Origin of the sequence: Escherichia sp. XD33, assembly GCF_019375075.1 — a bacterium.
Taxonomy (GTDB): domain Bacteria; phylum Pseudomonadota; class Gammaproteobacteria; order Enterobacterales; family Enterobacteriaceae; genus Enterobacter; species Enterobacter flexneri_A.
The window spans coordinates 67,818-92,316 of the sequence record NZ_JAENDM010000017.1; the positions used below are offsets into that span (position 1 = coordinate 67,818).

Below are 24,499 nucleotides of genomic sequence, written 5' to 3' on the forward strand. Positions count from 1 at the left end.
GCGCAGTGCGCGGGATGATTCCAGTAAACTCCATAAGAATACTTATTCAGCGTAATAATGCACTGAAAAACCAGTGTATACATCTTTATATATTCTGAATATTCACACTCTTTACAGGAACTTTTTAGAGCAATCGGCCATCAGGAGTATAGTGATGCTCGACAGAAGAAGTGTTCTGAATGAAAGCGACTAACTTAAGGAGTGAGGAAAGATGGAAAGTAATTTCATTGACTGGCATCCCGCTGACATCATTGCGGGTTTGCGCAAGAAGGGAACGTCAATGGCGGCGGAATCTCGCAGAAATGGTTTGAGTTCCTCAACGCTGGCGAATGCATTATCGCGCCCATGGCCGAAAGGAGAGATGATTATTGCGAAGGCCCTGGGAACTGACCCCTGGGTTATCTGGCCATCACGCTACCATGATCCGCAGACCCATGAGTTTATCGACAGAACGCAGTTGATGCGTAGCTACACTAAACCGAAAAAATGAGTGGTCTGGCGGTAGCCCCGCGTACGGGGCTGCCAGCTTTCAGACGATTACTCGCCTTTCACACGCTCAATATTTGCACCTAAAGCGCGCAGTTTGTCTTCAATGCGTTCGTAGCCACGATCGATGTGATAAATACGATCAACCACCGTCGTCCCTTCCGCAATACAGCCAGCCAGCACCAGGCTTGCTGATGCACGCAGATCGGTTGCCATAACCTGTGCGCCAGAAAGTTTTTCAACACCGTGACAAATAACGGTATTGCTTTCGATTTCGGCGTGCGCGCCCATACGGCTCAGCTCTGGCACATGCATAAAGCGGTTTTCAAAGACCGTTTCGGTGATGAATCCAGTCCCTTCTGCCACCAGGTTCAACAGCGTGAACTGGGCCTGCATATCGGTCGGGAATGCCGGATGCGGCGCGGTACGTACGTTAACAGCCTTCGGACGTTTGCCATGCATATCCAGGCTAATCCAGTCTTCGCCGACTTCGATGTCCGCTCCAGCGTCACGCAGTTTCGCCAGCACGGCGTCGAGAGTATCTGGCTGCGCGTTACGGCAGATAATTTTGCCGCGAGAAATCGCCGCCGCCACCAGGAATGTACCGGTTTCGATACGATCCGGCAGCACGCGATAGACACCGCCGCCTAAACGTTCCACACCTTCGATGACGATACGATCGGTGCCCTGACCGCTAATTTTCGCACCCAGCGTAATCAGGAAGTTCGCGGTATCGACGATTTCCGGTTCACGCGCTGCGTTTTCAATAATCGTGGTACCTTCCGCCAGGGTTGCAGCACACATGATGGTCACCGTTGCGCCAACGCTGACTTTATCCATCACGATATGTGCGCCTTTCAGACGACCATCGACGGAAGCTTTAACGTAACCTTCTTCCAGTTTGATGGTCGCGCCTAATTGTTCGAGGCCAGAAATGTGTAGATCAACCGGACGCGCACCGATCGTACAACCGCCAGGCAGTGAAACTTGCCCCTGACCAAAGCGCGCTACCAGCGGCCCCAGTGCCCAGATAGAAGCACGCATGGTTTTAACCAGATCGTAAGGTGCGCAGAATACATTAACGTCGCGGGCATCAATATGCACAGAACCATTACGTTCTACTTTCGCACCCAGCTGGCTTAGCAGCTTCATTGATGTATCGACGTCTTTCAGTTTCGGGACGTTCTGGATCTCTACCGGTTCTTCCGCCAGTAGTGCGGCAAAAAGGATAGGCAGAGCAGCATTTTTAGCGCCGGAAATTGTGACTTCGCCCTGGAGCTTCGTTGGCCCCTGAACACGAAATTTATCCATTTAGTTTGTTCTCAGTTAACAATTCATATCCGCTACCGGCGAATCGCCCATAGCTCAAAAGCCGTTCAGTTTGCGATCGCGCGCCCACTCCGCAGGGGTATACGCTTTAATCGACACAGCATGAATGCGGTTATCCGCAATATATTCCATCAGCGGGCCATAGACCGTCTGCTGTTTTTTAACCCGACTCATGCCGTCAAACAACTCACCCACGGCAATAACCTGAAAGTGGCTGCCATCGCCGGAAACGTGGACTTCCTGGAGGGAGAGAGCGTTCATCAACACGCTCTGAATTTCATTATTTTCCATGGGATCTTCAATCATCAGTTAATAAACCAGCGAAACATCTTAGAGCAAAGTTGCGCTGGCATAAATAAGCAAAAAGCCTCGCTGATAAATCAGACAAGGCTCGACTTGCAGGCAGGTTTGCCGGACAGGCGGTTAACGCCATATCCGGCCTGAAAAAATTTAACGAGGCAGAACATCAGCAGGCAAATTATACAATTTCGCCAGGGTATACACTTTGTCGTTTACCCCCTGAAGCGTCACATTGTTGCCCTGCTTTTTCGCCAGATCGATAAGATGGAGCAGCAGTGCCAGTCCCCCCGTATCCACGCGGGAGACACGGCTAAGATCGATGCAGGTAATCCCCTTCACCGCTTCCTCACGCATTTCCCAAAGCGGTAGCAAAACGTCCTGATCCAGCTCTCCGGATAACGCCAGCGTGTCACCCGTCTGCATCCAGCTCAGTGACTCGCTCATTATTTTTTCTCTTCCAGAGTGATTTTCTGTTGAGAAATCGATTTCAGTTGCGCAGTCAGGCCGTCGATACCTTTGGTACGCAGCAGCGTTCCCCACTCGTTTTGTTTGGTGGTGATCATACTGACGCCTTCAGCAATCATGTCGTAAGCCTGCCAATTGCCCGTCTGGGAGTTTTTACGCCACTGGAAGTCCAGACGCACCGGCGGACGGCCATTCGGGTCAATAATGGTAACGCGAATAGGCACAATGGTTTTATCGCCCAGCGGCTGTTCTGGCGCAATCTGATAGGTTTGACCGTGATACATCGCCAGCGCCTGACCGTAAGCCTGCTTCAGGTACTCACGGAAAGCGGCAAAGTAGGCTTCACGTTGAGCAGGGGTCGCACTCTTGTAATACTGGCCCAGCACCAGCGCACCGGCGTATTTCACCTGTACGTATGGCAGCAGTTCCTGATCAACAATGGTACGCAGATAATCCGGGTTGGCCCGAATTTGCGGTTGCTCATTCTTCAGGCGATCGAACGTTTTCTGCGCCGCCTCGTCCATCAGCTTATACGGATTGGTCTGGTCTGCCGCGGTTGCCGCACTCAGAGGTGCAATCACCAGCAAAGCGACCATCATTAAACGTTTAAACATGCGTCGGTTCTCCTGAAATTATTTCGTTGTACCCACAGGTTCAGTGGTTTCATTATTACCTGGCGCAGCAGCTGGCGCATCGCCACTATTCTTATTGTCATCGCCTTTACTACCGTAAAGGAACTGACCAATGAGATCTTCCAGCACCATCGCAGACTTAGTGTCCTGAATTGTATCGCCATCCTTCAGGATAGCAGTCCCCAGTTCCGGGTCTTCAAAACCGACGTTTAATGCCAGATATTGTTCCCCCAGCAGGCCGGAAGTACGAATGCTCAGCGAACTGGTATCTGGAATGTGGTTATAACGTTGTTCAATTTCCAGCGTTACGCGCGGCAGATAGGTTTTCGGGTCCAGCGTAATATCCGCCACCCGACCCACAACAACGCCACCAATACTGACCGGAGAGCGCGCTTTCAGGCCGCCAATGTTATCGAACGTCGCATAAAGCGTGTAGGTCGGTTCAGTACGTATGGACGTCACGTTCGCCGCCTTCAGGCAAACAAACAGCGCCGCCAGCAGTGCTGCTAATAAAAAGATACCCACCCAAATTTCATTTTTTTTCGTTTGCATGAACTCAATTCCCAAACATCAATGCGGTCAGCACAAAATCCAGCCCCAGAACAGCCAGAGACGAGTGGACAACGGTGCGAGTGGTTGCCCGGCTAATCCCGGCAGACGTCGGGATGGCGTCGTAGCCGTTAAACAACGAAATCCACGTCACCGTGATGGCGAACACCACGCTCTTAATCAGACAGTTGACCAGATCCATACGCCAGTCGACGGCATTTTGCATTGCCGACCAGAAGAACCCGCTATCAATGCCTTTCCAACTGACGCCGACCAGAGATCCGCCCCAGATCCCCACGGCGACGAAAATAACCGTCAACAGTGGTAATGAAATAACCCCAGCCCAGAAACGGGGAGAAATAACCCGACGCAGCGGATCCACCGCCATCATCTCCATACTGGAGAGTTGCTCTGTAGCGCGCATCAGGCCGATTTCTGCGGTTAGCGCCGAACCAGCACGCCCGGCAAACAACAACGCGGCAACCACCGGCCCCAGTTCACGCAGTAGCGATAACGCCACCAGCATACCCAGACTGGTTTCCGCACTATAAGTGGTCAGAACCAGATAACCTTGCAGCCCCAACACCATTCCGATGAACACGCCAGAAACCACAATAATCAGCATCGACAGGACGCCGACATTATAGAGCTGGCGCACCAGCAGCGGCGCATGTTTGCGAAATTCCGGTTTGCCGACCAGCGCATTGAATAACATTAACCCGGCCCGCCCGAACGTTCTCAGGGTTTTAATCCCTTTATGTCCGAGCGACGCCAGCGCATTTAACAGCATGAGTGGCTTAACTCCCTGGTAAAAGATCAGCGTGATAATCGCCGGCAGGATAGCGGAACGGAACAGGCCCGTCAGCTATCCCGTCCAGAAACTGACGTACGCGCGGATCAGGATTCGCCTGCAACGCCTGGGCACTGCCATGAGCGACAATTTTTTTGTCCGCCAGGATCCAGGCGTGATCCGCAATACTTAACACTTCCGGCACATCGTGAGAAACCACCACACAAGTCACGCCCAGCGCGCTGTTCAGCTCAGAAATCAGCTTCACCAGTACGCCCATGGTGATGGGATCTTGCCCAACAAAAGGTTCATCAAACATGATGAGATCCGGCTCCAGCGCAATCGCACGCGCCAGCGCTGCACGCCGCGCCATCCCACCGGAAAGTTCAGAAGGCATTAGTTTAGCCGCTCCACGCAGCCCCACGGCCTCCAGCTTCATCATCACCGTACTATGCAACAATGGCGCGGGAAGTTGGGTATGTTCGCGCAGTGGATAGGCGACGTTGTCAAATACGTTCATATCAGTGAACAACGCCCCGGACTGAAATAACATGCTCATCCGTTTGCGCACTGTATACAGGCGCGAACGAGACATCGCCGGAATATTCTCACCATCGAAAAGGATCTCACCATGATCTGGTGCGATTTGCCCGCCAATCAGACGGAGTAGCGTCGTTTTACCGATGCCCGATGGCCCCATGATCGCCGTGATCTTCCCTCGCGGCACGGTCAGGGAAATATTATCGAAGATGCAGCGATTGCCACGCGTAAAACTGACATCGCGCATATCGACTAAATTCGCCACAGACTGCTCCATAATTCACCCTTCGTCTTGCGTTGATTTTCTAAGCATGGCGCTCAATTTAACCTTGAACCCAACATATTTACAGAATATTACCCGCCGTGGTTAGCGAAAGCTGGCATTTGTTTTACTTTTTAGCCGCATAAAGTCAAAATTAAGCATCCGTTACGGCTTTCTGAAAATCTTCAGCGGACCGGCGAGTATACCTGAAGAAAGGACGTTAGATGCTTTTAGCTACGGCACTGTTAATTGTTGGTTTACTTTTGGTCGTTTACAGTGCCGACCGCCTGGTTTTTGCCGCGTCTATTCTTTGCCGAACCTTTGGCATCCCGCCGCTGATCATCGGCATGACGGTGGTCAGTATTGGTACATCGTTACCAGAAGTCATCGTCTCGCTTGCCGCGTCTCTGCACGAACAACGCGATTTAGCCGTTGGTACAGCCCTCGGCTCAAACATTATCAATATATTGCTGATCCTCGGTCTGGCTGCGCTGGTTCGTCCTTTTACCGTCCATTCTGATGTTCTACGCCGTGAATTACCCTTAATGTTGTTGGTCAGCGTGGTGGCCGGTTCCGTACTCTATGACGGACAACTTAGTCGCAGCGATGGTATCTTTCTCCTCTTTCTGGCTGTGCTATGGCTGCTGTTCATTGTTAAACTTGCACGTCAGGCTGAACGTCAGGGGACTGACAGCCTGACCAGAGAGCAGCTTGCAGAGCTGCCGCGTGACGGCGGATTGCCCGTCGCGTTTTTATGGCTCGGCATTGCGCTTATCATCATGCCAGTGGCCACGCGGATGGTGGTTGATAACGCCACGGTGCTGGCGAATTACTTTGCCATCAGCGAGTTGACGATGGGTCTGACGGCAATTGCTATCGGAACCAGCCTGCCGGAACTGGCAACCGCAATAGCGGGGGTTCGCAAAGGTGAAAACGACATTGCTGTCGGAAATATCATTGGCGCAAACATTTTTAATATTGTCATCGTGTTGGGTTTACCCGCGCTGATAACGCCAGGAGAGATTGATCCACTGGCGTACAGTCGTGACTACAGCGTGATGTTGCTGGTGAGCATTATTTTTGCGTTGCTGTGCTGGCGGCGCTCCCCGCAACCGGGCCGTGGTGTAGGGGTATTATTAACTGGCGGATTTATCGTATGGCTGGCGATGTTGTACTGGTTATCGCCAATACTCGTTGAATAACTGGAAACGCATTATGTCGCACGTAGAGTTACAACCGGGTTTTGACTTTCAGCAAGCAGGTAAAGAAGTCCTGGCGATTGAACGTGAATGCCTGGCGGAGCTTGATCAATACATCAATCAGAATTTCACGCTTGCCTGTGAAAAGATGTTCTGGTGTAAAGGGAAAGTTGTCGTCATGGGGATGGGAAAATCGGGGCATATTGGGCGAAAAATGGCGGCAACGTTTGCCAGCACCGGTACACCTTCATTTTTCGTCCATCCTGGTGAAGCCGCGCATGGTGATTTAGGCATGGTTACCCCACAGGATGTGGTGATTGCTATCTCTAACTCTGGTGAATCCAGCGAAATCACGGCCTTAATTCCAGTGCTTAAGCGTCTTCACGTACCGTTAATCTGCATCACCGGTCGCCCGGAGAGCAGCATGGCGCGCGCCGCAGATGTGCATCTGTGTGTTAAAGTAGCGAAAGAAGCCTGTCCGTTAGGGCTGGCACCGACCAGCAGCACCACCGCCACGCTGGTTATGGGCGATGCCCTCGCTGTCGCGCTGTTAAAAGCACGCGGCTTTACTGCTGAAGATTTTGCGCTCTCACACCCAGGCGGCGCACTGGGTCGTAAACTTCTGCTGCGCGTAAACGATATTATGCATACGGGCGATGAGATCCCGCATGTTAAGAAAACGGCCAGTCTGCGTGACGCGTTGCTGGAAGTTACCCGCAAAAATCTTGGTATGACTGTCATTTGCGATGACAATATGATGATTGAAGGCATCTTTACCGACGGTGATTTACGCCGTGTCTTCGATATGGGCGTGGATGTTCGTCAGTTAAGTATTGCCGATGTGATGACGCCGGGGGGAATACGTGTGCGCCCTGGCATTCTGGCCGTTGAGGCACTGAACTTAATGCAGTCCCGCCATATCACCTCCGTGATGGTTGCCGATGGCGACCATTTACTCGGTGTGTTACATATGCATGATTTACTGCGTGCAGGCGTAGTGTAAAGATTCAAGGATAAACAACAATGAGCAAAGCAGGTGCGTCGCTTGCGACCTGTTACGGCCCTGTCAGCGCCGACGTTATAGCAAAAGCAGAGAACATTCGTCTGCTGATCCTCGATGTCGATGGCGTACTGTCAGATGGCCTGATTTATATGGGCAATAATGGCGAAGAGCTGAAAGCGTTCAATGTTCGTGACGGTTATGGCATTCGTTGTGCGCTCACCTCTGATATTGAAGTTGCTATCATTACCGGGCGAAAGGCTAAACTGGTAGAAGATCGTTGTGCCACATTGGGGATCACTCACTTGTATCAGGGGCAGTCAAACAAACTGATCGCCTTTAGCGATCTGCTGGAAAAACTGGCGATTGCCCCGGAAAATGTGGCTTATGTCGGCGATGATCTCATCGACTGGCCGGTAATGGAAAAAGTGGGTTTAAGCGTCGCCGTGGCCGATGCGCATTCACTGTTGATCCCGCGCGCCGATTACGTGACGCGCATTGCTGGCGGTCGTGGCGCAGTGCGCGAAGTTTGCGACTTATTACTCCTGGCGCAGGGCAAACTGGATGAAGCCAAAGGGCAATCGATATGAGTAAAGCCAGACGTTGGGTTATCATTGTGCTATCACTGGCGGTTCTGGTGATGATCGGCATTAATATGGCCGAAAAAGACGATACCGCCCAGGTGGTCGTCAACAACAATGATCCCACCTATAAAAGCGAGCATACGGACACGCTCGTCTATAACCCAGAAGGGGCACTAAGCTATCGATTGATTGCTCAACACGTTGAATATTATTCCGATCAGGCCGTTTCGTGGTTTACGCAGCCGGTACTTACCACGTTTGATAAGGATAAAATCCCGACATGGTCCGTAAAAGCAGATAAAGCCAAGCTGACCAATGACCGGATGCTCTATTTATATGGACACGTTGAAGTCAACGCACTTGTGCCAGACTCTCAACTTCGCAGAATCACGACGGATAACGCGCAGATCAATCTGGTGACGCAGGATGTTACCTCTGAAGACCTCGTCACGTTATACGGAACAACATTTAACTCCAGCGGTCTGAAAATGCGCGGCAACTTACGCAGCAAGAACGCCGAGCTGATTGAAAAGGTTAGAACATCCTATGAAATTCAAAACAAACAAACTCAGCCTTAATCTTGTGCTTGCCAGCTCACTTCTGGCCGCCAGCATTCCGGCATTTGCCGTAACCGGAGACACTGATCAGCCGATCCACATTGAATCGGACCAGCAATCTCTTGATATGCAAGGCAACGTGGTTACCTTTACCGGTAATGTCATCGTCACCCAGGGCACCATCAAAATTAATGCCGACAAAGTGGTCGTTACCCGTCCGGGCGGCGAACAAGGTAAAGAAGTGATTGACGGCTACGGTAAACCGGCAACGTTCTACCAGATGCAGGACAACGGTAAACCCGTTGAAGGTCACGCTTCCCAGATGCACTACGAACTGGCAAAAGATTTTGTCGTTCTGACGGGTAATGCTTATCTGCAGCAGGTCGATAGCAACATTAAGGGCGATAAGATCACTTACCTGGTGAAAGAGCAGAAAATGCAGGCTTTCAGCGACAAAGGCAAGCGCGTAACAACCGTTCTGGTGCCGTCGCAGCTGCAGGACAAAAACAACAAAGGCCAGACCCCGGCACAGAAGAAGGGTAATTAATTCGTTATGGCAACATTAACTGCAAAGAACCTTGCAAAAGCCTATAAAGGCCGTCGCGTGGTAGAAGACGTCAGCCTGACCGTCAACTCCGGGGAAATTGTCGGTCTGCTGGGGCCAAACGGTGCCGGTAAGACCACCACTTTCTACATGGTTGTAGGCATTGTGCCGCGCGATGCGGGCAACATCATTATTGATGATGACGATATCAGTCTGCTGCCTCTGCATGCACGCGCGCGCCGCGGTATCGGCTATCTGCCACAGGAAGCCTCCATTTTCCGTCGCCTCAGCGTTTACGATAACCTGATGGCGGTACTGCAAATTCGTGACGACTTGTCTGCTGAACAACGTGAAGACCGCGCGAACGAGCTGATGGAAGAGTTTCACATTGAGCACCTGCGTGACAGCATGGGGCAGTCACTCTCCGGGGGTGAACGTCGCCGTGTAGAAATTGCCCGCGCACTGGCTGCGAATCCGAAATTTATTCTGCTCGACGAACCGTTTGCCGGGGTTGACCCGATCTCGGTTATCGACATTAAACGCATCATTGAGCACCTGCGCGACAGCGGCCTGGGCGTGCTGATCACTGACCACAACGTGCGTGAAACACTGGCGGTTTGTGAACGCGCTTATATCGTCAGTCAGGGGCATTTGATCGCCCACGGCACGCCTACAGAAATCTTACAAGACGAACACGTTAAGCGTGTATACCTTGGGGAAGACTTCAGACTCTGATAGGGTAGAAGTTTGCGACGTTTTAGCAGGAGAGTACGATTCTGAACATGAAGCAAGGTTTGCAACTCAGGCTTAGCCAACAACTGGCGATGACGCCACAGCTCCAACAGGCAATTCGTCTGTTGCAGTTGTCGACGCTGGAACTTCAGCAGGAGCTACAGCAGGCGCTGGAGAGTAATCCGCTGCTTGAGCAAATCGACACTCATGAAGAAATCGACACCCGCGAAACGCAAGACAGTGAAACGCTGGACACCGCCGACGCGCTCGAACAAAAAGAGATGCCGGAAGAGCTGCCGCTCGATGCCAGTTGGGACACCATTTACACCGCTGGTACACCATCCGGCACCAGCGGTGACTACATTGACGACGAGCTGCCGGTCTACCAGGGCGAAACGACGCAGACCTTGCAGGATTACCTGATGTGGCAGGTTGAGCTGACACCGTTTTCCGACACTGACCGCGCTATTGCTACCTCTATCGTCGATGCCGTTGATGAAACCGGTTATCTGACTGTCCCGCTGGAAGATATTCTCGAAAGTATAGGCGATGAAGAGATCGACATCGACGAAGTTGAAGCCGTCCTTAAGCGGATCCAACGGTTTGATCCGGTCGGTGTGGCGGCAAAAGATCTGCGTGACTGTCTGCTGATCCAACTCTCCCAATTCGATAAGACCACGCCGTGGCTGGAAGAGGCCAGACTGATCATTAGCGATCATCTCGATCTGTTAGCCAATCACGACTTCCGCACTTTAATGCGCGTCACGCGTCTGAAAGAAGATGTGCTGAAAGAAGCCGTCAATCTGATCCAGTCGCTCGATCCGCGCCCCGGGCAGTCGATCCAGACTGGCGAACCTGAGTATGTCATTCCAGATGTGCTGGTGCGTAAGCATAACGGTCACTGGACGGTAGAACTCAACAGTGACAGCATTCCGCGTCTGCAAATCAACCAGCACTACGCCTCGATGTGCAATAACGCGCGCAACGATGGTGACAGCCAGTTTATCCGCAGCAATCTGCAGGATGCCAAATGGTTGATCAAGAGTCTGGAAAGCCGTAACGATACGCTACTGCGCGTGAGTCGCTGTATCGTTGAACAGCAGCAAGCCTTCTTTGAGCAAGGTGAAGAATATATGAAACCGATGGTACTGGCCGATATCGCCCAGGCTGTCGAAATGCATGAATCGACGATATCTCGCGTGACCACGCAAAAATACCTGCATAGTCCACGAGGCATTTTTGAACTGAAGTATTTCTTTTCCAGTCACGTCAATACCGAGGGCGGCGGCGAAGCTTCCTCCACGGCGATTCGTGCGCTGGTGAAGAAATTAATCGCGGCGGAAAACCCAGCGAAACCGTTGAGCGACAGCAAGTTAACCTCTTTGCTGTCGGAACAAGGTATCATGGTGGCACGCCGCACTGTTGCGAAGTACCGAGAGTCTTTATCCATTCCGCCGTCAAACCAGCGTAAACAACTCGTTTGACCCAACCGATAAGGAAGACACTATGCAGCTCAACATTACCGGAAATAACGTCGAGATCACCGAGGCACTGCGCGAATTTGTTACAGCCAAATTTGCCAAACTTGAGCAATATTTTGACCGAATCAACCAGGTCTATGTTGTTCTGAAAGTGGAGAAAGTCACCCACACCTCAGATGCAACACTGCATGTAAACGGTGGTGAAATTCATGCCAGCGCGGAAGGTCAGGACATGTACGCTGCCATTGATGGCTTAATTGATAAGCTGGCACGCCAGTTGACCAAACATAAAGATAAACTGAAACAACACTAATTGTCCGGGCAATTAGCATGTGCATGGCGGTCTGTTGTGCGGCACAACGGGCCATTTGTACGGTTAATGCTCCGAGCCTGTTCCACTGTTTGAGTGGGCAGGTTCTTAGGTGAAATTATGACAAATAATGATACAACTCTACAGCTTAGCAGTGTTCTTAACAGGGAATGTACGCGAAGCCGCGTCCACTGTCAGAGCAAAAAACGCGCCCTGGAAATCATCAGCGAGCTGGCGGCGAAACAACTTAGCCTGCCGCCTCAGGTGGTTTTTGAAGCTATCCTGACGCGGGAAAAAATGGGCAGTACCGGTATCGGCAATGGTATTGCCATTCCGCATGGCAAACTGGAAGAAGATACTCTGCGCGCCGTTGGCGTTTTCGTTCAGCTCGAAACGCCTATAGCTTTCGATGCCATCGACAACCAACCGGTGGACTTACTTTTTGCCCTGCTGGTGCCGGCAGACCAAACTAAAACGCACCTGCATACTCTGTCGCTGGTGGCGAAACGTCTGGCGGACAAAACCATCTGCCGCCGTTTACGCGCAGCCCAGAGCGATGAAGAGCTGTATCAAATCATTACGGATACCGAAGGTACTCCGGATGAAGCGTAGTTATTCGGTAATGTCTCTTTTAGACGTTGTGAGGAGAAACAGTACATGGTACTGATGATCGTCAGCGGACGTTCAGGTTCAGGTAAATCTGTCGCCCTGCGTGCGCTGGAAGATATGGGTTTTTACTGCGTGGATAACCTTCCCGTAGTGTTGTTACCCGATCTGGCTCGAACCCTGGCCGATCGCGAGATTTCTGCCGCCGTCAGCATTGATGTTCGTAATATGCCGGAGTCACCAGAAATATTCGAACAGGCGATGAGTAACCTGCCTGACGCTTTCTCACCGCAACTCCTGTTCCTGGATGCCGACCGTAATACCTTAATTCGTCGTTACAGTGACACGCGCCGACTGCATCCGCTTTCCAGCAAAAACCTGTCGCTGGAAAGTGCTATCGACAAAGAAAGCGATTTGCTGGAGCCTCTGCGTTCGCGAGCGGATCTGATTGTCGATACCTCAGAAATGTCCGTTCACGAGCTGGCTGAAATGCTGCGTACCCGTCTGCTGGGTAAACGTGAACGCGAACTGACCATGGTCTTTGAGTCTTTCGGCTTCAAACACGGTATCCCTATCGATGCAGATTACGTCTTTGACGTGCGCTTCTTGCCGAACCCGCACTGGGATCCGAAACTGCGTCCAATGACAGGTCTTGATAAACCTGTCGCCGCGTTCCTCGACCGCCACACAGAAGTACACAATTTTATCTACCAGACGCGAAGCTATCTTGAGCTATGGTTACCTATGCTGGAAACCAACAACCGTAGCTACTTGACGGTCGCCATTGGTTGTACCGGCGGGAAGCACCGTTCGGTGTATATTGCAGAGCAACTGGCAGACTACTTCCGCTCGCGCGGTAAAAACGTCCAGTCACGCCATCGTACGCTGGAAAAACGTAAACCATGACCGTCAAGCAAACTGTTGAAATCACAAACAAGCTGGGCATGCATGCCCGGCCTGCAATGAAGCTGTTTGAATTAATGCAGGGTTTTGACGCTGAAGTGCTCTTACGTAATGACGAAGGCACCGAGGCTGAAGCCAACAGCGTTATTGCGCTGCTGATGTTGGATTCTGCCAAAGGACGGCAGATTGAAGTTGAAGCGACCGGTCCACAGGAAGAGGAAGCACTGGCCGCCGTTATCGCCCTCTTTAATTCTGGTTTTGATGAAGATTAATCTTCATCACTTTGACATACAACTCCCTTCAAACTCCCCCCGACAATAAGAAAATCACGTACTGAAATCGTTCTCAATCAACGTCATTTGTACATTTTGTGCGCTTTTCACTTTCAGAAGAACCTTAAGAAAACCTTAAGAGGCATTGTTTAGGTTTTGTTTAAGTTAATCGACCATACTGGAGATCGTCAGAAAATATTTCCAGGAGATGGCATGATTCGCTTATCTGAACAAAGTCCCCTGGGCACCGGAAGACATCGGAAATGTTATGCGCATCCGGAAGATGCCCAACGCTGTATCAAGATTGTCTACCATCGTGGCGATGGTGGCGATAAAGAGATCCGCCGTGAGTTAAAGTACTACGCGCATCTTGGTCGCCGGTTAAAAGACTGGAGTGGAATACCGCGCTATCACGGTACCGTTGAGACGGATTGCGGAACCGGTTATGTCTACGATGTGATTGCAGATTTTGACGGCAAGCCTTCCATTACGCTGACCGAATTTGCTGAACAATGCCGTTACGAAGAAGACATTGCACAACTGCGCCAGCTACTGAAACAGCTGAAGCGTTATTTGCAGGATAACCGTATCGTGACGATGTCGCTGAAGCCGCAGAATATCCTCTGTCACCGCATCAGTGAGTCAGAGGTTATCCCGGTCGTCTGCGACAACATTGGTGAAAGCACATTGATTCCACTGGCGACCTGGTCGAAGTGGTGTTGTCTGCGTAAGCAAGAGCGGTTATGGAAACGATTTATCGCCCAACCGGCGCTGGCTATTGCCCTGCAGAAAGATCTGCAACCTCGTGAGAGCAAAACGCTGGCCCTCACTTCGCGCGAAGCTTAATCCAGCTGGTGTTGTTGCATAAACGGCTCACCGCCTAACTGATACATCTGCCGTAAAATCCACGCCTGACGGCTACGCACGTAGCCCGATGGCGAGGAGACTTTGAAACGAAGTGGATTAGGTAATACAGCTGCCAGTAATGCAGCTTCCGACCGGGTAAGTTTGCTCGCGGGTTTGTGGAAATAACGTTGTGCCGCAGCTTCGACGCCAAACACACCGTCGCCAAATTCGGCGATATTCAGGTAAACCGTCAGGATACGCTTTTTGCTCCAGACCGTTTCTATCCCCAGCGTTAATCCGGCTTCCAGCCCTTTTCGAACCCAGCTACGCCCATCCCATAAAAAGAGATTTTTGGCTGTCTGTTGAGAAATCGTTGAAGCACCGCGAATACGGTTTTCATTGCGCTCGTTGTGCGCCAGGGCTTTCTCAATGGAAGCGACATCAAAGCCCCAGTGCTCAGGAAATTTCTGATCTTCTGCGGCAATCACCGCCAGTCCCATCCACGGCGAGATTTGATCCATACTGACCCAGTCAGAATGTGCCACGTAACGAAAATTGCCATGCAGCCAGGCGCTGACCTGTCGCTCGACCATTACCGCTGAGAAGGGAACAGGCGCAACGCTAAACAACGCGATGCCCCCGCCCCAGAAAACGGCGAGGACAACCATTAACCGCAAAAGAAAACGGCGAACGAAACTAAACACCGTTAAGCGGCTTTTACTCATTCAGCCAGAACCAGCACGCGGGAAACCAGCTTATCAATGCCGCTCGCCGCTTCTGCAATGTTCTGCGCCAGCATATATGCTGGGGTGGTGACAATCTTATTGTCTTCATCAACCACGATATCATCGACAGGACACGGCACATGCTCCGCGCCCATCTCTTCCAGCACTTCTGCGGTATCGATATCAGTACCGATGGTCAAACGCAGCGGGAAATCGAAAATTTTCGGCAGCATCGCCGGGGCAATACACATAAAACCAAGCGGTTTTCCGGCCTGATGCATCGCTTGTGCCAGCGCCTTTAATTCACGGTCAACGGTGCATTCGCTACCAAGACTGGCAAAATTGCTTAAATTCTTCGCCGCGCCAAACCCCCCCGGCACAATCAACGCATCCAGTTCAGCGGCATCGGCCTGGGCCAGAGGACGGATTTCACCGCGCGTTATTCGTGCCGCTTCAATCAGCACATTGCGCGTTTCCGTCATCGCTTCGCCAGTTAAATGGTTGATAACATCAACCTGCTGCTTATCCGGTGCAAAGCAGACCGCCTGCGCACCGCTGCGTGAAATAGCTAACAACGTCAACACCGCTTCATGAATTTCAGAACCGTCATAGACGCCGCATCCGCTCAGAATTACGCCAATTTTCTTCATTGTGATCATCCTTTCGCAATTGACTGAAACACATTAATTTTTTTAATAAAAATGGTACGCATCACACATTTAACTGATTCATGTAACAAATCATTTAAGTTTTGCTATCTTAACTGCGTGCGGCCTGAAAAACAGTGCTGTGCCCTTGTAACTCATCATAATAATTTACGGCGCAGCCAAGATTTCCCTGGTGTTGGCGCAGTATTCGCGCACCCCGGTCTAGCCGGGGTCATTTTTTAGTGGCTTTTGCCACCCACGCTTTCAGCACTTCTACGTCGTGACGCCACTCTTCTTTCATCTCTTCAATCCATTCACCGACGTTATCTTCCCAGGCCGGAAGGTCAGGAGACTGAATTTGCTGACCCAGCTGTTGCAGATGGCGTAACCCCACTGACCCCGCCGCACCTTTAATTTTATGTCCTTCCTCAACAATGCCTTTTTTATCCTGCGCCGTCAGATTCGACTCCAGCACGCTGACATAGCCCGGCATCATCTTCTCAAACACCGCTAACCCGTCGGTGATCAGCTTCGGTCCTACAAGTTCGAGATACTGTTCCAGCATGGGAATATCGAGCAATGCTTCTGATTTACTGTTCTCTTCTGTCGTCACCGTACTCTCCTCATCATCCTGGGTATCCCAGAATTTCTTGATCATCGCGGTTAGCGCCGGAACAGAAAGCGGCTTACTCAGCACATCATCCATTCCAGCATTGAGGTACTCTTGTTTGTCTTTCAGCACGTTAGCGGTTAAGGCCACCAGCGGCGGTAAATCCTCGCGCGGATAACGTTTCGTCAGTTCACGAGAGATATCCAGCCCGGTCATATCTGGCAACTGAATATCCAGCAACACCAGGTCGTATTCGCCCGGTTTAAACATCTCCAGCGCCGCCTTGCCGGTCATGGCGACATCAACGCTGTTACCTAATTTTTCCAGCACAGAACGCGCAACAATCACGTTCAGTTCAATGTCTTCCACCAGCAGCACATTCAGCGCCGGTAAAGGCATATCGTCTTCATCAAACGCATCATCGACCTCTTCTGCTACCGACGGTGCGTGGATCGTCAACGTAAAGGTTGAACCTTTGCCCTGTTCGCTGGTAACCGTAATATCGCCGCCCATATTTTTCGCCAGACGACGAGAAACGGCCAGACCAATACCGGTGCCGGTGGCAGGTTTACCGCCATGACTGTCTTTCACCTGGTAATACATGGCGAAAATTTTATCCAGCTCATCCTGCGGAATGCCGATACCAGAGTCTTCCACTTCAAAATGCAGCATATCGCCTTCATCGTAGCGCACGCGCACGGTAACCTGGCCTTGCTGGGTGAATTTGACGGCGTTACTGATGAGGTTCCACAGGATCTGCCGTAAACGCGTCCCGTCGGTAATGACCTGATGCGGTAATGGCAGCGTCGGCTCCAGGTTAAAGCGCAATCCTTTTTGTTGCGCCTGCAATGCGGAGAGATTTTCCAGATCGGCAAGGAAGCTGGTGAAATCAACCGGTTGATTATCAAGCTGGACCTTGCGCCGTTCCATCTTATCCATGTCGATAATATCGTTAAAGATATTCCCCAGCGTGACGGCCGAAACATGGATGGTCTTGAGATATTTTTCCTGCTCGGCGGTGAGTTCGGTATCCAGCAGAATGCGGCTCAGACCGACGATACCGTTCAGCGGTGTACGCAATTCGTGACTGATGGTGGAGATAAACGTCGTTTTGTCGCGGCTGGCCCGTTCAAGCGCATCCTGATACCGCTTACGCTCGGTAATGTCGCGACCAAAGCCCATCAAACCGTGACGTTTACCCACGCGGTCGTAGTACGGCACTTTACGGATTTCAAAGCAGGCTTTGCGCCCGTCCGGGTAATCCAGCCACTGTTCATAGGTCAGTGACACATTATGACGGAACACTTTTTCATCGGTTTCAATGACTTTTGCGGCGGCTTCCGGTGAGTAAACATCAGCAGGTTTCAGGTGAACCAGTTGTTTTTCGCTTTTTCCGGTCAGCAGCTCCATCGCGCGGTTACAGCCGGAAAACTCTTTATCTTCGTTACGATAAAAAACCAGGTCGGGTGAAGCATCAAGGAAGGAACGTAAGAATGAGGATTGCTGCTCGAGCTGAATTTGTGTCTCTTCGCGCTCTTTGATTTCAATTTTCAGTTGGCCGAAGGTTTCCTGCAGTTCTGCTTCCGCTTTTTCACGAACGGCAATTTCCTGATTTAGCTGGGCAATATTATCTTTTAACTGAACGTTGAGGCTCAAATCGCGCTCGCGCATCTCCTCCAGTTTTTGCACCAGCCGTGACAGACGTTGTCGTGACTCCTCCAGTTGCTCGACGACCACCGATAGAAAGTAGACCGCCCACGGCGTAATCAGCAAACCAAAGAAGATAGAACGAATAACATCAATGCTTTCGACCTGACCATGCAGCACCATGGTTACCGCCATTTGTACCACAATGGCAAGAACGACGAGGGCCAGCGCCAGCAACATTGAGAAGCGCACCAGACCTAACTTCATCATCAGGTCAACATAATACTGCGCCAGCAGACGAATTTGCTTCATTAGGGAATTCCTTCACGACAACCTGCCCCAATAATACCCAATTCTGACAGTTACGTTATAAATTGTGTGAGAAATGCGGAATTCCCCTCAACGACCTACTCCGTTGGAGGTAGCCACGGACGTCCCAGCGCCGATCCCTGTACGCCATGTTCATTCAGATAGCGATCCAGCTCGACCATTCCCGTCCATCGATTTTCGCACCACAGCGGAGCAAGCAGCGTCGGGCGACGGGCGCTGGCGGAAATGCGGTGGTAGATCACTTCCGGTGGCGTATGGCGAATCATTTCTCCGGCAGTGAGCGTGTAATCCTCCAGTTCAATACCGTTCAAACGCCCCGCTTCCCAGGCTTTCGCCATAATGCTGCCTTTCACAATATGCAGCGGATGCAGCTTTATGCCGTCCACGCCGGTTTCAACCACTCGCTCCAGCGTTTGCAAACATTCAGCCTGCCCTTCGCCAGGCAGGCCGACAATTAAGTGGGAACACACCTTCAGCCCGCGCTGACGTGCCAGCTGGGTTGTACGCTGATAACAGGCAAAATCATGGCCGCGGTTGATGCGATGCAGTGTTTTGTCGTGGGCGGTTTGTAGCCCCAGCTCCAGCCACACTTCGTAACCCTGGTCCTTATATTCGCAAAGCAGATCCAGCACCGCATCCGGCACGCAGTCCGGGCGGGTACCAACACACAAACCGACAATATTGGCCTGGCTCACCGCCTGCTGATACATAGAACGCAGCACCTGAACTTCCGCAAAGGTGCTGGTATACGCCTGAAAGTAGGCCAGATAGCGTTTAGCACGGTTAACTAAATTCGCCTGGTGCGCCAGTTGCTCGGCAATGGAACGATGCTGCTGCGCTTCATCGGCAAACGAGGCCACATTACAGAATGTGCAGCCACCACGCCCGATGGTACCGTCACGGTTAGGGCAGCTAAAACCGCCGTGCAGCGTCAGCTTATGCACCTTTTGCCCATAACGACGGGTGAGATCACCACCAAACATATTGACTAATTTCTGTAACTGCATAATCTGATAGACCGCGCCTTGAAAAGAGGCCAAAGCCTGCCATTTTTAGCTCAATTCGGCGATGACCTGGATCAATCGTCCCGGTCTGCTTTTATCAACTGCATAATCAATCAAAATTACCGAAATTTCATGCATAATCACATAAATCACTTTTGCTTATCTTGTGTCAGATTTTTTTATCTCCTTATGGATTTTAGGCAAAAACAGTAGCATGAAACGTCATTACCAATTAAGGCAGTATAAAATGCTGGTTTTCTCGTCAGTTCAAGGCAGGATAAGGGTTAACACGCCTTTATGACAGTCAGGAATTGACTGTTTCTCTAACGACTTCCCTTTTAGCCTTAAAGATAAAATCTATTTTAATTTCAGTCAGTTAATAAAGAATTTTGCGCTAAAGCACATTTCTGTACCAATAAGCTTGCTATTTGACCTGTATCAGCTTTCCCGATAAGTTGGAAATCCGCTGGAAGCTTTCTGGATGAGCAGCCTGCTCATCATATTTATGCAGTAATTGAGATCCCCTCTTCACCGTATTAACCGATGCGAAAAGGACAACAAGGGGGCGAATGCGAGGCGCGCGTATGACACGCAAACCCCGTCGCCACGCTCTTTCTGTGCCCGTGCGCAGCGGTTCGGAAGTGGGGTTCCCGCAGAGCCTGGGGGAGGTTCACGATATGTTGTACGATAAATCCCTTGAGAGGGATAACTGTGGTTTCGGCCTGATCGCCCACATAGAAGGCGAACCTAGCCACAAGGTAGTGCGTACTGCAATACACGCACTGGCCCGCATGCAGCACCGTGGCGCGATTCTCGCCGATGGTAAAACCGGTGACGGTTGCGGCTTGCTGTTACAAAAACCGGATCGCTTTTTTCGCATCGTTGCGCAGGAGCGCGGCTGGCGTTTAGCGAAAAACTACGCCGTCGGGATGCTATTCCTGAATAAAGATCCTGAACTCGCCGCTGCCGCACGCCGCATCGTTGAAGAAGAGCTGCAACGCGAAACCTTGTCGATTGTGGGCTGGCGTGATGTCCCCACTAACGAAGGCGTGCTGGGTGAAATCGCCCTCTCCTCTCTGCCACGCATTGAGCAAATTTTTGTGAACGCCCCGGCAGGCTGGCGTCCACGCGATATGGAGCGCCGTCTGTTTATCGCCCGCCGCCGCATTGAAAAGCGTCTCGAAGCCGACAAAGACTTCTACGTCTGTAGCCTGTCGAATCTGGTGAACATCTATAAAGGTCTGTGTATGCCGGCGGATCTGCCGCGCTTTTATCTGGATCTTGCGGACCTGCGTCTGGAATCGGCCATTTGCCTGTTCCACCAGCGCTTCTCCACTAACACCGTACCGCGCTGGCCGCTGGCGCAACCGTTCCGCTATCTGGCGCATAACGGTGAAATCAACACCATCACCGGTAACCGCCAATGGGCGCGTGCGCGTACCTATAAATTCCAGACGCCGCTTATCCCTGATCTGCACGACGCCGCACCGTTCGTCAACGAAACCGGCTCTGACTCCAGTTCCATGGATAACATGCTGGAACTGCTGCTGGCAGGCGGGATGGATATCATCCGCGCCATGCGTCTATTAGTACCCCCCGCCTGGCAGAACAACCCGGATATGGACCCGGAACTGCGTGCCTTCTTTGACTTTAACTCCATGCATATGGAGCCGTGGGATGGCCCGGCGGGCATCGTGATGTCCGACGGTCGTTTTGCCGCCTGTAACCTCGACCGTAACGGTCTGCGTCCGGCGCGCTACGTCATCACCAAAGATAAGCTCATCACCTGCGCCTCTGAAGTCGGTATCTGGGATTACCAGCCTGACGAAGTGGTCGAAAAAGGCCGCGTCGGGCCAGGCGAACTGATGGTTATCGACACCCGCAGTGGGCGTATTCTGCACTCGGCAGAAACCGATGACGATCTGAAAAGCCGCCATCCATATAAAGAGTGGATGGAGAAAAACGTCCGCCGACTGGTACCGTTTGAAGATCTGCCCGATGAAGAAGTGGGTAGCCGCGAACTGGACGACGACACGCTTGCCAGCTACCAGAAACAGTTTAACTACAGCGCGGAAGAGCTGGACTCCGTAATTCGCGTACTGGGCGAAAACGGTCAGGAAGCGGTCGGTTCGATGGGCGATGATACCCCATTCGCCGTGCTTTCCAGTCAGCCGCGCATTATTTACGACTACTTCCGCCAGCAGTTTGCCCAGGTGACTAACCCGCCAATCGACCCGCTGCGTGAAGCGCATGTTATGTCGCTCGCCACCAGTATCGGTCGTGAAATGAACGTCTTTTGCGAAGCAGAGGGCCAGGCGCACCGTTTAAGCTTTAAATCGCCGATTCTGCTCTACTCCGATTTCAAACAGCTCACGACGATGAAAGAGGAGCACTACCGCGCAGATACGCTGGATATCACCTTTGACGTCACTAAAACCACGCTCGAAGCGACAGTCAAAGAGCTGTGCGACAAAGCCGAAAAAATGGTACGTAGCGGCACCGTGCTGCTGGTGCTCTCCGACCGGAATATCGCTAAAGATCGCCTGCCGGTTCCAGCCCCGATGGCGGTTGGCGCGATCCAGACCCGTCTGGTCGATCAAAGCCTGCGTTGCGATGCCAACATCATCGTCGAAACCGCCAGCGCCCGCGATCCGCACCACTTCGCCGTGTTGCTGGGCTTCGGCGCGACGGCTATTTATCCATACCTTGCCTATGAAACGCTGGGCCGCCTGGTAGACACCCATGCGATTGCCAAAGATTATCGTACCGTGATGCTCAACTACCGTAACGGCATCAACAAAGGCTTGTACAAAATCATGTCCAAAATGGGCATCTCCACCATCGCCTCTTACCGCTGCTCGAAACTGTTTGAAGCGGTCGGTCTACACGATGATGTAGTGGGCCTGTGCTTCCAGGGGGCGGTCAGCCGCATTGGTGGGGCAAGCTTTGAAGACTTCCAGCAGGATCTGCTGAATCTGTCGAAACGTGCCTGGCTGGCGCGTAAGCCCATCAGCCAGGGCGGCCTGCTGAAATACGTCCACGGCGGCGAATACCACGCCTACAACCCGGACGTGGTGCGCACGCTGCAACAAGCGGTACAAAGCGGCGAGTACAGCGACTATCAGGAATACGCGAAGCTGGTTAATGAGCGTCCGGCAACCACGCTGCGCGATCTGCTGGCAATTACGCCGGGTGAAAACGCGGTCAACATTGCTGATGTTGAACCGGCAAGCGAACTGTTTAAACGCTTTGATACCGCCGCGATGTCTATCGGCGCGTTAAGCCCGGAAGCCCACGAGGCGCTGGCGGAAGCGATGAACAGCATCGGCGGTAATTCGAACTCCGGTGAAGGCGGCGAAGACCCGGCGCGCTACGGCACCAACAAAGTGTCGCGCATCAAGCAGGTGGCTTCCGGTCGCTTTGGGGTTACTCCGGCGTATCTGGTCAATGCCGACGTCATTCAGATTAAAGTCGCCCAGGGCGCGAAGCCAGGCGAAGGCGGTCAGTTGCCGGGTGATAAAGTCACGCCTTACATCGCCAAACTGCGCTATTCGGTGCCCGGAGTGACGCTGATCTCCCCGCCGCCGCACCACGATATCTACTCTATCGAGGACTTAGCGCAGCTCATTTTCGACCTCAAGCAGGTTAACCCGAAAGCGATGATCTCCGTGAAGCTGGTTTCCGAACCGGGAGTAGGCACCATCGCGACTGGCGTGGCAAAAGCTTATGCGGACTTGATCACCATCGCAGGCTATGACGGCGGCACCGGCGCAAGTCCGCTTTCATCGGTGAAATACGCAGGCTGTCCGTGGGAGCTGGGGCTTGTTGAAACCCAGCAGGCGCTGGTTGCTAACGGCTTGCGTCACAAGATCCGTTTGCAGGTCGATGGCGGCCTGAAAACGGGTGTCGATATCATCAAGGCGGCGATTCTCGGCGCAGAAAGCTTCGGCTTCGGCACTGGCCCGATGGTGGCGCTCGGCTGTAAATATCTACGTATTTGCCATCTGAACAACTGCGCAACGGGTGTAGCAACTCAGGATGACAAACTGCGTAAGAACCACTATCACGGCCTGCCATTCAAGGTGACGAATTACTTTGAGTTTATCGCCCGTGAAACCCGCGAGCTGATGGCACAGCTTGGCGTAACACGTCTGGTGGATCTGATTGGTCGCACCGACCTGCTGAAAGAGCTGGACGGTTTCACCGCCAAACAGCAGAAGCTGGCGCTGTCGAAGCTGCTGGAGACTGCCGAACCGCATCCAGGTAAGGCACTCTACTGCACCGAAAACAACCCGCCGTTTGATAACGGCCTGCTGAACGCGCAGTTGCTGCAACAGGCGAAACCGTTTGTCGATGAGCGCCAGAGCAAAACCTTCTGGTTCGATATTCGCAACACCGACCGTTCTGTCGGCGCGTCGCTTTCAGGCTATATCGCCCAGACGCACGGCGATCAGGGGCTGGCAGCCGATCCTATCAAAGCGTACTTCAACGGCACCGCAGGCCAGAGCTTCGGCGTGTGGAACGCGGGCGGCGTGGAACTGTACCTGACCGGTGATGCCAACGACTATGTCGGTAAAGGCATGGCGGGCGGCTTAATCGCCATTCGTCCTCCGGTTGGTTCCGCCTTCCGCAGCCATGAAGCAAGCATTATCGGCAACACCTGCCTGTATGGCGCGACCGGTGGTCGTCTGTATGCCGCAGGCCGCGCGGGTGAACGTTTCGGCGTGCGTAACTCCGGTGCTATCACCGTGGTAGAAGGCATTGGCGACAACGGTTGTGAATATATGACGGGTGGTATCGTCTGCATTCTGGGTAAAACCGGCGTTAACTTCGGTGCGGGCATGACCGGCGGTTTCGCTTACGTTCTCGATGAAAGCGGCGATTTCCGCAAACGCGTTAACCCGGAACTGGTCGAGGTCTTAAGCGTTGACGCTCTGGCGATCCATGAAGAGCATCTGCGTGGTCTTATCACCGAGCATGTGCAGCATACCGGCTCTCAGCGCGGTGAAGAGATTCTGGCGAACTGGTCAACCTTCGCCACTAAATTTGCGCTGGTTAAACCGAAGTCCAGTGATGTAAAAGCACTGCTGGGTCACCGTAGTCGTAGCGCAGCTGAGTTGCGCGTGCAGGCGCAGTAAGGGGTAGCAAC

The 24,499-nt window shown here is 52.3% G+C and carries 25 protein-coding genes; 14 read left to right on the forward strand and 11 right to left on the reverse strand.

Annotated features, from left to right (window positions below; all coding sequences use genetic code 11):
• The first annotated feature begins 211 nt into the window (after positions 1-211).
• Positions 212-490, forward strand: coding sequence for a DNA-binding transcriptional regulator SfsB (gene sfsB / locus K0778_RS12290; protein WP_000445413.1), 279 nt, complete (start codon positions 212-214; stop codon positions 488-490).
• Positions 491-537: 47 nt separating this feature from the next.
• Here sfsB and murA read toward each other — a convergent pair whose 3' ends face one another.
• The 7 genes from murA to mlaF form a co-directional block, all read right to left on the reverse strand.
• Complete coding sequence (gene murA, locus K0778_RS12295; protein ID WP_000357259.1) at positions 538-1,797, reverse strand: UDP-N-acetylglucosamine 1-carboxyvinyltransferase; 1,260 nt, start codon at positions 1,795-1,797, stop codon at positions 538-540.
• Positions 1,798-1,851: 54 nt separating this feature from the next.
• Positions 1,852-2,106 carry a BolA family iron metabolism protein IbaG gene (gene ibaG / locus K0778_RS12300; protein WP_000429656.1) on the reverse strand — a complete coding sequence of 85 codons (255 nt, stop codon included), beginning with the start codon at positions 2,104-2,106 and terminating at the stop codon, positions 1,852-1,854.
• 159 nt (positions 2,107-2,265) lie between these two features.
• Positions 2,266-2,559, reverse strand: coding sequence for a lipid asymmetry maintenance protein MlaB (gene mlaB, locus K0778_RS12305; RefSeq protein WP_000004488.1), 294 nt, complete (start codon positions 2,557-2,559; stop codon positions 2,266-2,268).
• Positions 2,559-3,194, reverse strand: coding sequence for a phospholipid-binding protein MlaC (gene mlaC, locus K0778_RS12310; protein ID WP_000476487.1), 636 nt, complete (start codon positions 3,192-3,194; stop codon positions 2,559-2,561). Before mlaC ends, mlaB begins: the two co-directional genes overlap by 1 nt.
• An 18-nt stretch (positions 3,195-3,212) precedes the next feature.
• A complete protein-coding gene (mlaD, locus tag K0778_RS12315; protein ID WP_001296448.1) occupies positions 3,213-3,764 on the reverse strand; it encodes an outer membrane lipid asymmetry maintenance protein MlaD in 552 nt (183 codons plus the stop codon).
• Between the two features lie 4 nt (positions 3,765-3,768).
• Complete coding sequence (gene mlaE, locus K0778_RS12320; protein WP_000925795.1) at positions 3,769-4,551, reverse strand: lipid asymmetry maintenance ABC transporter permease subunit MlaE; 783 nt, start codon at positions 4,549-4,551, stop codon at positions 3,769-3,771.
• A 7-nt stretch (positions 4,552-4,558) separates the two neighbouring features.
• Complete coding sequence (gene mlaF, locus K0778_RS12325) at positions 4,559-5,368, reverse strand: phospholipid ABC transporter ATP-binding protein MlaF (RefSeq protein WP_000438245.1); 810 nt, start codon at positions 5,366-5,368, stop codon at positions 4,559-4,561.
• 209 nt (positions 5,369-5,577) lie between these two features.
• Between mlaF and K0778_RS12330 the strand changes: the two genes are divergently transcribed.
• From K0778_RS12330 to yrbL, 12 genes are all read left to right on the forward strand, one after another.
• On the forward strand, positions 5,578-6,555 hold the full coding sequence (locus tag K0778_RS12330; RefSeq protein WP_000922901.1) for a calcium/sodium antiporter: 978 nt from the start codon (positions 5,578-5,580) through the stop codon (positions 6,553-6,555).
• Positions 6,556-6,568: 13 nt separating this feature from the next.
• On the forward strand, positions 6,569-7,555 hold the full coding sequence (kdsD, locus tag K0778_RS12335) for an arabinose-5-phosphate isomerase KdsD (RefSeq protein ID WP_001295557.1): 987 nt from the start codon (positions 6,569-6,571) through the stop codon (positions 7,553-7,555).
• 20 nt (positions 7,556-7,575) lie between these two features.
• Positions 7,576-8,142 carry a 3-deoxy-manno-octulosonate-8-phosphatase KdsC gene (gene kdsC / locus K0778_RS12340; protein ID WP_064186683.1) on the forward strand — a complete coding sequence of 189 codons (567 nt, stop codon included), beginning with the start codon at positions 7,576-7,578 and terminating at the stop codon, positions 8,140-8,142.
• The gene (gene lptC, locus K0778_RS12345) at positions 8,139-8,714 is read left to right on the forward strand and encodes an LPS export ABC transporter periplasmic protein LptC (RefSeq protein ID WP_000030537.1); all 576 of its coding nucleotides are present in this window, start codon (positions 8,139-8,141) and stop codon (positions 8,712-8,714) included. Before kdsC ends, lptC begins: the two co-directional genes overlap by 4 nt.
• Positions 8,683-9,240 (forward strand): lipopolysaccharide ABC transporter substrate-binding protein LptA, encoded by a 558-nt coding sequence (gene lptA / locus K0778_RS12350; RefSeq protein WP_000669785.1) that lies wholly within the window; start codon positions 8,683-8,685, stop codon positions 9,238-9,240. The genes lptC and lptA overlap by 32 nt, the downstream gene beginning before the upstream one ends.
• A gap of 6 nt (positions 9,241-9,246) precedes the next feature.
• Positions 9,247-9,972, forward strand: a complete 726-nt coding sequence (lptB, locus tag K0778_RS12355) for an LPS export ABC transporter ATP-binding protein (protein WP_000224099.1) — start codon at positions 9,247-9,249, stop codon at positions 9,970-9,972.
• Positions 9,973-10,019: 47 nt separating this feature from the next.
• Positions 10,020-11,453, forward strand: a complete 1,434-nt coding sequence (gene rpoN / locus K0778_RS12360) for an RNA polymerase factor sigma-54 (RefSeq protein WP_000809057.1) — start codon at positions 10,020-10,022, stop codon at positions 11,451-11,453.
• A 22-nt stretch (positions 11,454-11,475) separates the two neighbouring features.
• Positions 11,476-11,763 (forward strand): ribosome hibernation promoting factor, encoded by a 288-nt coding sequence (hpf, locus tag K0778_RS12365; protein WP_001176599.1) that lies wholly within the window; start codon positions 11,476-11,478, stop codon positions 11,761-11,763.
• A 117-nt stretch (positions 11,764-11,880) separates the two neighbouring features.
• Positions 11,881-12,372: a PTS IIA-like nitrogen regulatory protein PtsN gene (gene ptsN / locus K0778_RS12370; protein WP_000183676.1), complete on the forward strand. Its 492-nt coding sequence runs from the start codon at positions 11,881-11,883 to the stop codon at positions 12,370-12,372.
• A 45-nt stretch (positions 12,373-12,417) separates the two neighbouring features.
• The gene (gene rapZ / locus K0778_RS12375) at positions 12,418-13,272 is read left to right on the forward strand and encodes an RNase adapter RapZ (protein WP_000243741.1); all 855 of its coding nucleotides are present in this window, start codon (positions 12,418-12,420) and stop codon (positions 13,270-13,272) included.
• Positions 13,269-13,541, forward strand: coding sequence for a PTS phosphocarrier protein NPr (gene npr, locus K0778_RS12380; RefSeq protein WP_000216791.1), 273 nt, complete (start codon positions 13,269-13,271; stop codon positions 13,539-13,541). Before rapZ ends, npr begins: the two co-directional genes overlap by 4 nt.
• A 213-nt stretch (positions 13,542-13,754) precedes the next feature.
• Positions 13,755-14,387 carry a PhoP regulatory network protein YrbL gene (yrbL, locus tag K0778_RS12385; RefSeq protein WP_000620405.1) on the forward strand — a complete coding sequence of 211 codons (633 nt, stop codon included), beginning with the start codon at positions 13,755-13,757 and terminating at the stop codon, positions 14,385-14,387.
• Here the strand turns inward: yrbL and mtgA are convergent.
• The 4 genes from mtgA to K0778_RS12405 form a co-directional block, all read right to left on the reverse strand.
• On the reverse strand, positions 14,384-15,112 hold the full coding sequence (mtgA, locus tag K0778_RS12390) for a monofunctional biosynthetic peptidoglycan transglycosylase (protein WP_000047091.1): 729 nt from the start codon (positions 15,110-15,112) through the stop codon (positions 14,384-14,386). The two genes, yrbL and mtgA, sit on opposite strands and share 4 nt — an antisense overlap.
• Entirely contained in the window at positions 15,109-15,762 is a 654-nt protein-coding gene (elbB, locus tag K0778_RS12395) for an isoprenoid biosynthesis glyoxalase ElbB (protein ID WP_001300411.1), read from the reverse strand. Before elbB ends, mtgA begins: the two co-directional genes overlap by 4 nt.
• 229 nt (positions 15,763-15,991) lie before the next feature.
• Positions 15,992-18,328: an aerobic respiration two-component sensor histidine kinase ArcB gene (arcB, locus tag K0778_RS12400; protein WP_000809774.1), complete on the reverse strand. Its 2,337-nt coding sequence runs from the start codon at positions 18,326-18,328 to the stop codon at positions 15,992-15,994.
• Positions 18,329-18,423: 95 nt separating this feature from the next.
• Positions 18,424-19,353, reverse strand: coding sequence for a TIGR01212 family radical SAM protein (locus K0778_RS12405; protein WP_001299745.1), 930 nt, complete (start codon positions 19,351-19,353; stop codon positions 18,424-18,426).
• Positions 19,354-20,027: 674 nt separating this feature from the next.
• On the opposite strand from K0778_RS12405, the gene gltB reads away from it, so the two are divergent.
• A complete protein-coding gene (gene gltB, locus K0778_RS12410) occupies positions 20,028-24,488 on the forward strand; it encodes a glutamate synthase large subunit (RefSeq protein ID WP_001406033.1) in 4,461 nt (1,486 codons plus the stop codon).
• The last annotated feature ends 11 nt before the right edge of the window (positions 24,489-24,499 follow it).

Coding starts and splice junctions, on each gene's coding strand:
- sfsB (WP_000445413.1), top strand. CDS start 212: ATGGAAAGTAATTTCATTGACTGGCATCCCGCTGACATCATTGCGGGT.
- murA (WP_000357259.1), bottom strand. CDS start 1,797: ATGGATAAATTTCGTGTTCAGGGGCCAACGAAGCTCCAGGGCGAAGTC.
- ibaG (WP_000429656.1), bottom strand. CDS start 2,106: ATGGAAAATAATGAAATTCAGAGCGTGTTGATGAACGCTCTCTCCCTC.
- mlaB (WP_000004488.1), bottom strand. CDS start 2,559: ATGAGCGAGTCACTGAGCTGGATGCAGACGGGTGACACGCTGGCGTTA.
- mlaC (WP_000476487.1), bottom strand. CDS start 3,194: ATGTTTAAACGTTTAATGATGGTCGCTTTGCTGGTGATTGCACCTCTG.
- mlaD (WP_001296448.1), bottom strand. CDS start 3,764: ATGCAAACGAAAAAAAATGAAATTTGGGTGGGTATCTTTTTATTAGCA.
- mlaE (WP_000925795.1), bottom strand. CDS start 4,551: ATGCTGTTAAATGCGCTGGCGTCGCTCGGACATAAAGGGATTAAAACC.
- mlaF (WP_000438245.1), bottom strand. CDS start 5,368: ATGGAGCAGTCTGTGGCGAATTTAGTCGATATGCGCGATGTCAGTTTT.
- K0778_RS12330 (WP_000922901.1), top strand. CDS start 5,578: ATGCTTTTAGCTACGGCACTGTTAATTGTTGGTTTACTTTTGGTCGTT.
- kdsD (WP_001295557.1), top strand. CDS start 6,569: ATGTCGCACGTAGAGTTACAACCGGGTTTTGACTTTCAGCAAGCAGGT.
- kdsC (WP_064186683.1), top strand. CDS start 7,576: ATGAGCAAAGCAGGTGCGTCGCTTGCGACCTGTTACGGCCCTGTCAGC.
- lptC (WP_000030537.1), top strand. CDS start 8,139: ATGAGTAAAGCCAGACGTTGGGTTATCATTGTGCTATCACTGGCGGTT.
- lptA (WP_000669785.1), top strand. CDS start 8,683: ATGAAATTCAAAACAAACAAACTCAGCCTTAATCTTGTGCTTGCCAGC.
- lptB (WP_000224099.1), top strand. CDS start 9,247: ATGGCAACATTAACTGCAAAGAACCTTGCAAAAGCCTATAAAGGCCGT.
- rpoN (WP_000809057.1), top strand. CDS start 10,020: ATGAAGCAAGGTTTGCAACTCAGGCTTAGCCAACAACTGGCGATGACG.
- hpf (WP_001176599.1), top strand. CDS start 11,476: ATGCAGCTCAACATTACCGGAAATAACGTCGAGATCACCGAGGCACTG.
- ptsN (WP_000183676.1), top strand. CDS start 11,881: ATGACAAATAATGATACAACTCTACAGCTTAGCAGTGTTCTTAACAGG.
- rapZ (WP_000243741.1), top strand. CDS start 12,418: ATGGTACTGATGATCGTCAGCGGACGTTCAGGTTCAGGTAAATCTGTC.
- npr (WP_000216791.1), top strand. CDS start 13,269: ATGACCGTCAAGCAAACTGTTGAAATCACAAACAAGCTGGGCATGCAT.
- yrbL (WP_000620405.1), top strand. CDS start 13,755: ATGATTCGCTTATCTGAACAAAGTCCCCTGGGCACCGGAAGACATCGG.
- mtgA (WP_000047091.1), bottom strand. CDS start 15,112: ATGAGTAAAAGCCGCTTAACGGTGTTTAGTTTCGTTCGCCGTTTTCTT.
- elbB (WP_001300411.1), bottom strand. CDS start 15,762: ATGAAGAAAATTGGCGTAATTCTGAGCGGATGCGGCGTCTATGACGGT.
- arcB (WP_000809774.1), bottom strand. CDS start 18,328: ATGAAGCAAATTCGTCTGCTGGCGCAGTATTATGTTGACCTGATGATG.
- K0778_RS12405 (WP_001299745.1), bottom strand. CDS start 19,353: ATGCAGTTACAGAAATTAGTCAATATGTTTGGTGGTGATCTCACCCGT.
- gltB (WP_001406033.1), top strand. CDS start 20,028: ATGTTGTACGATAAATCCCTTGAGAGGGATAACTGTGGTTTCGGCCTG.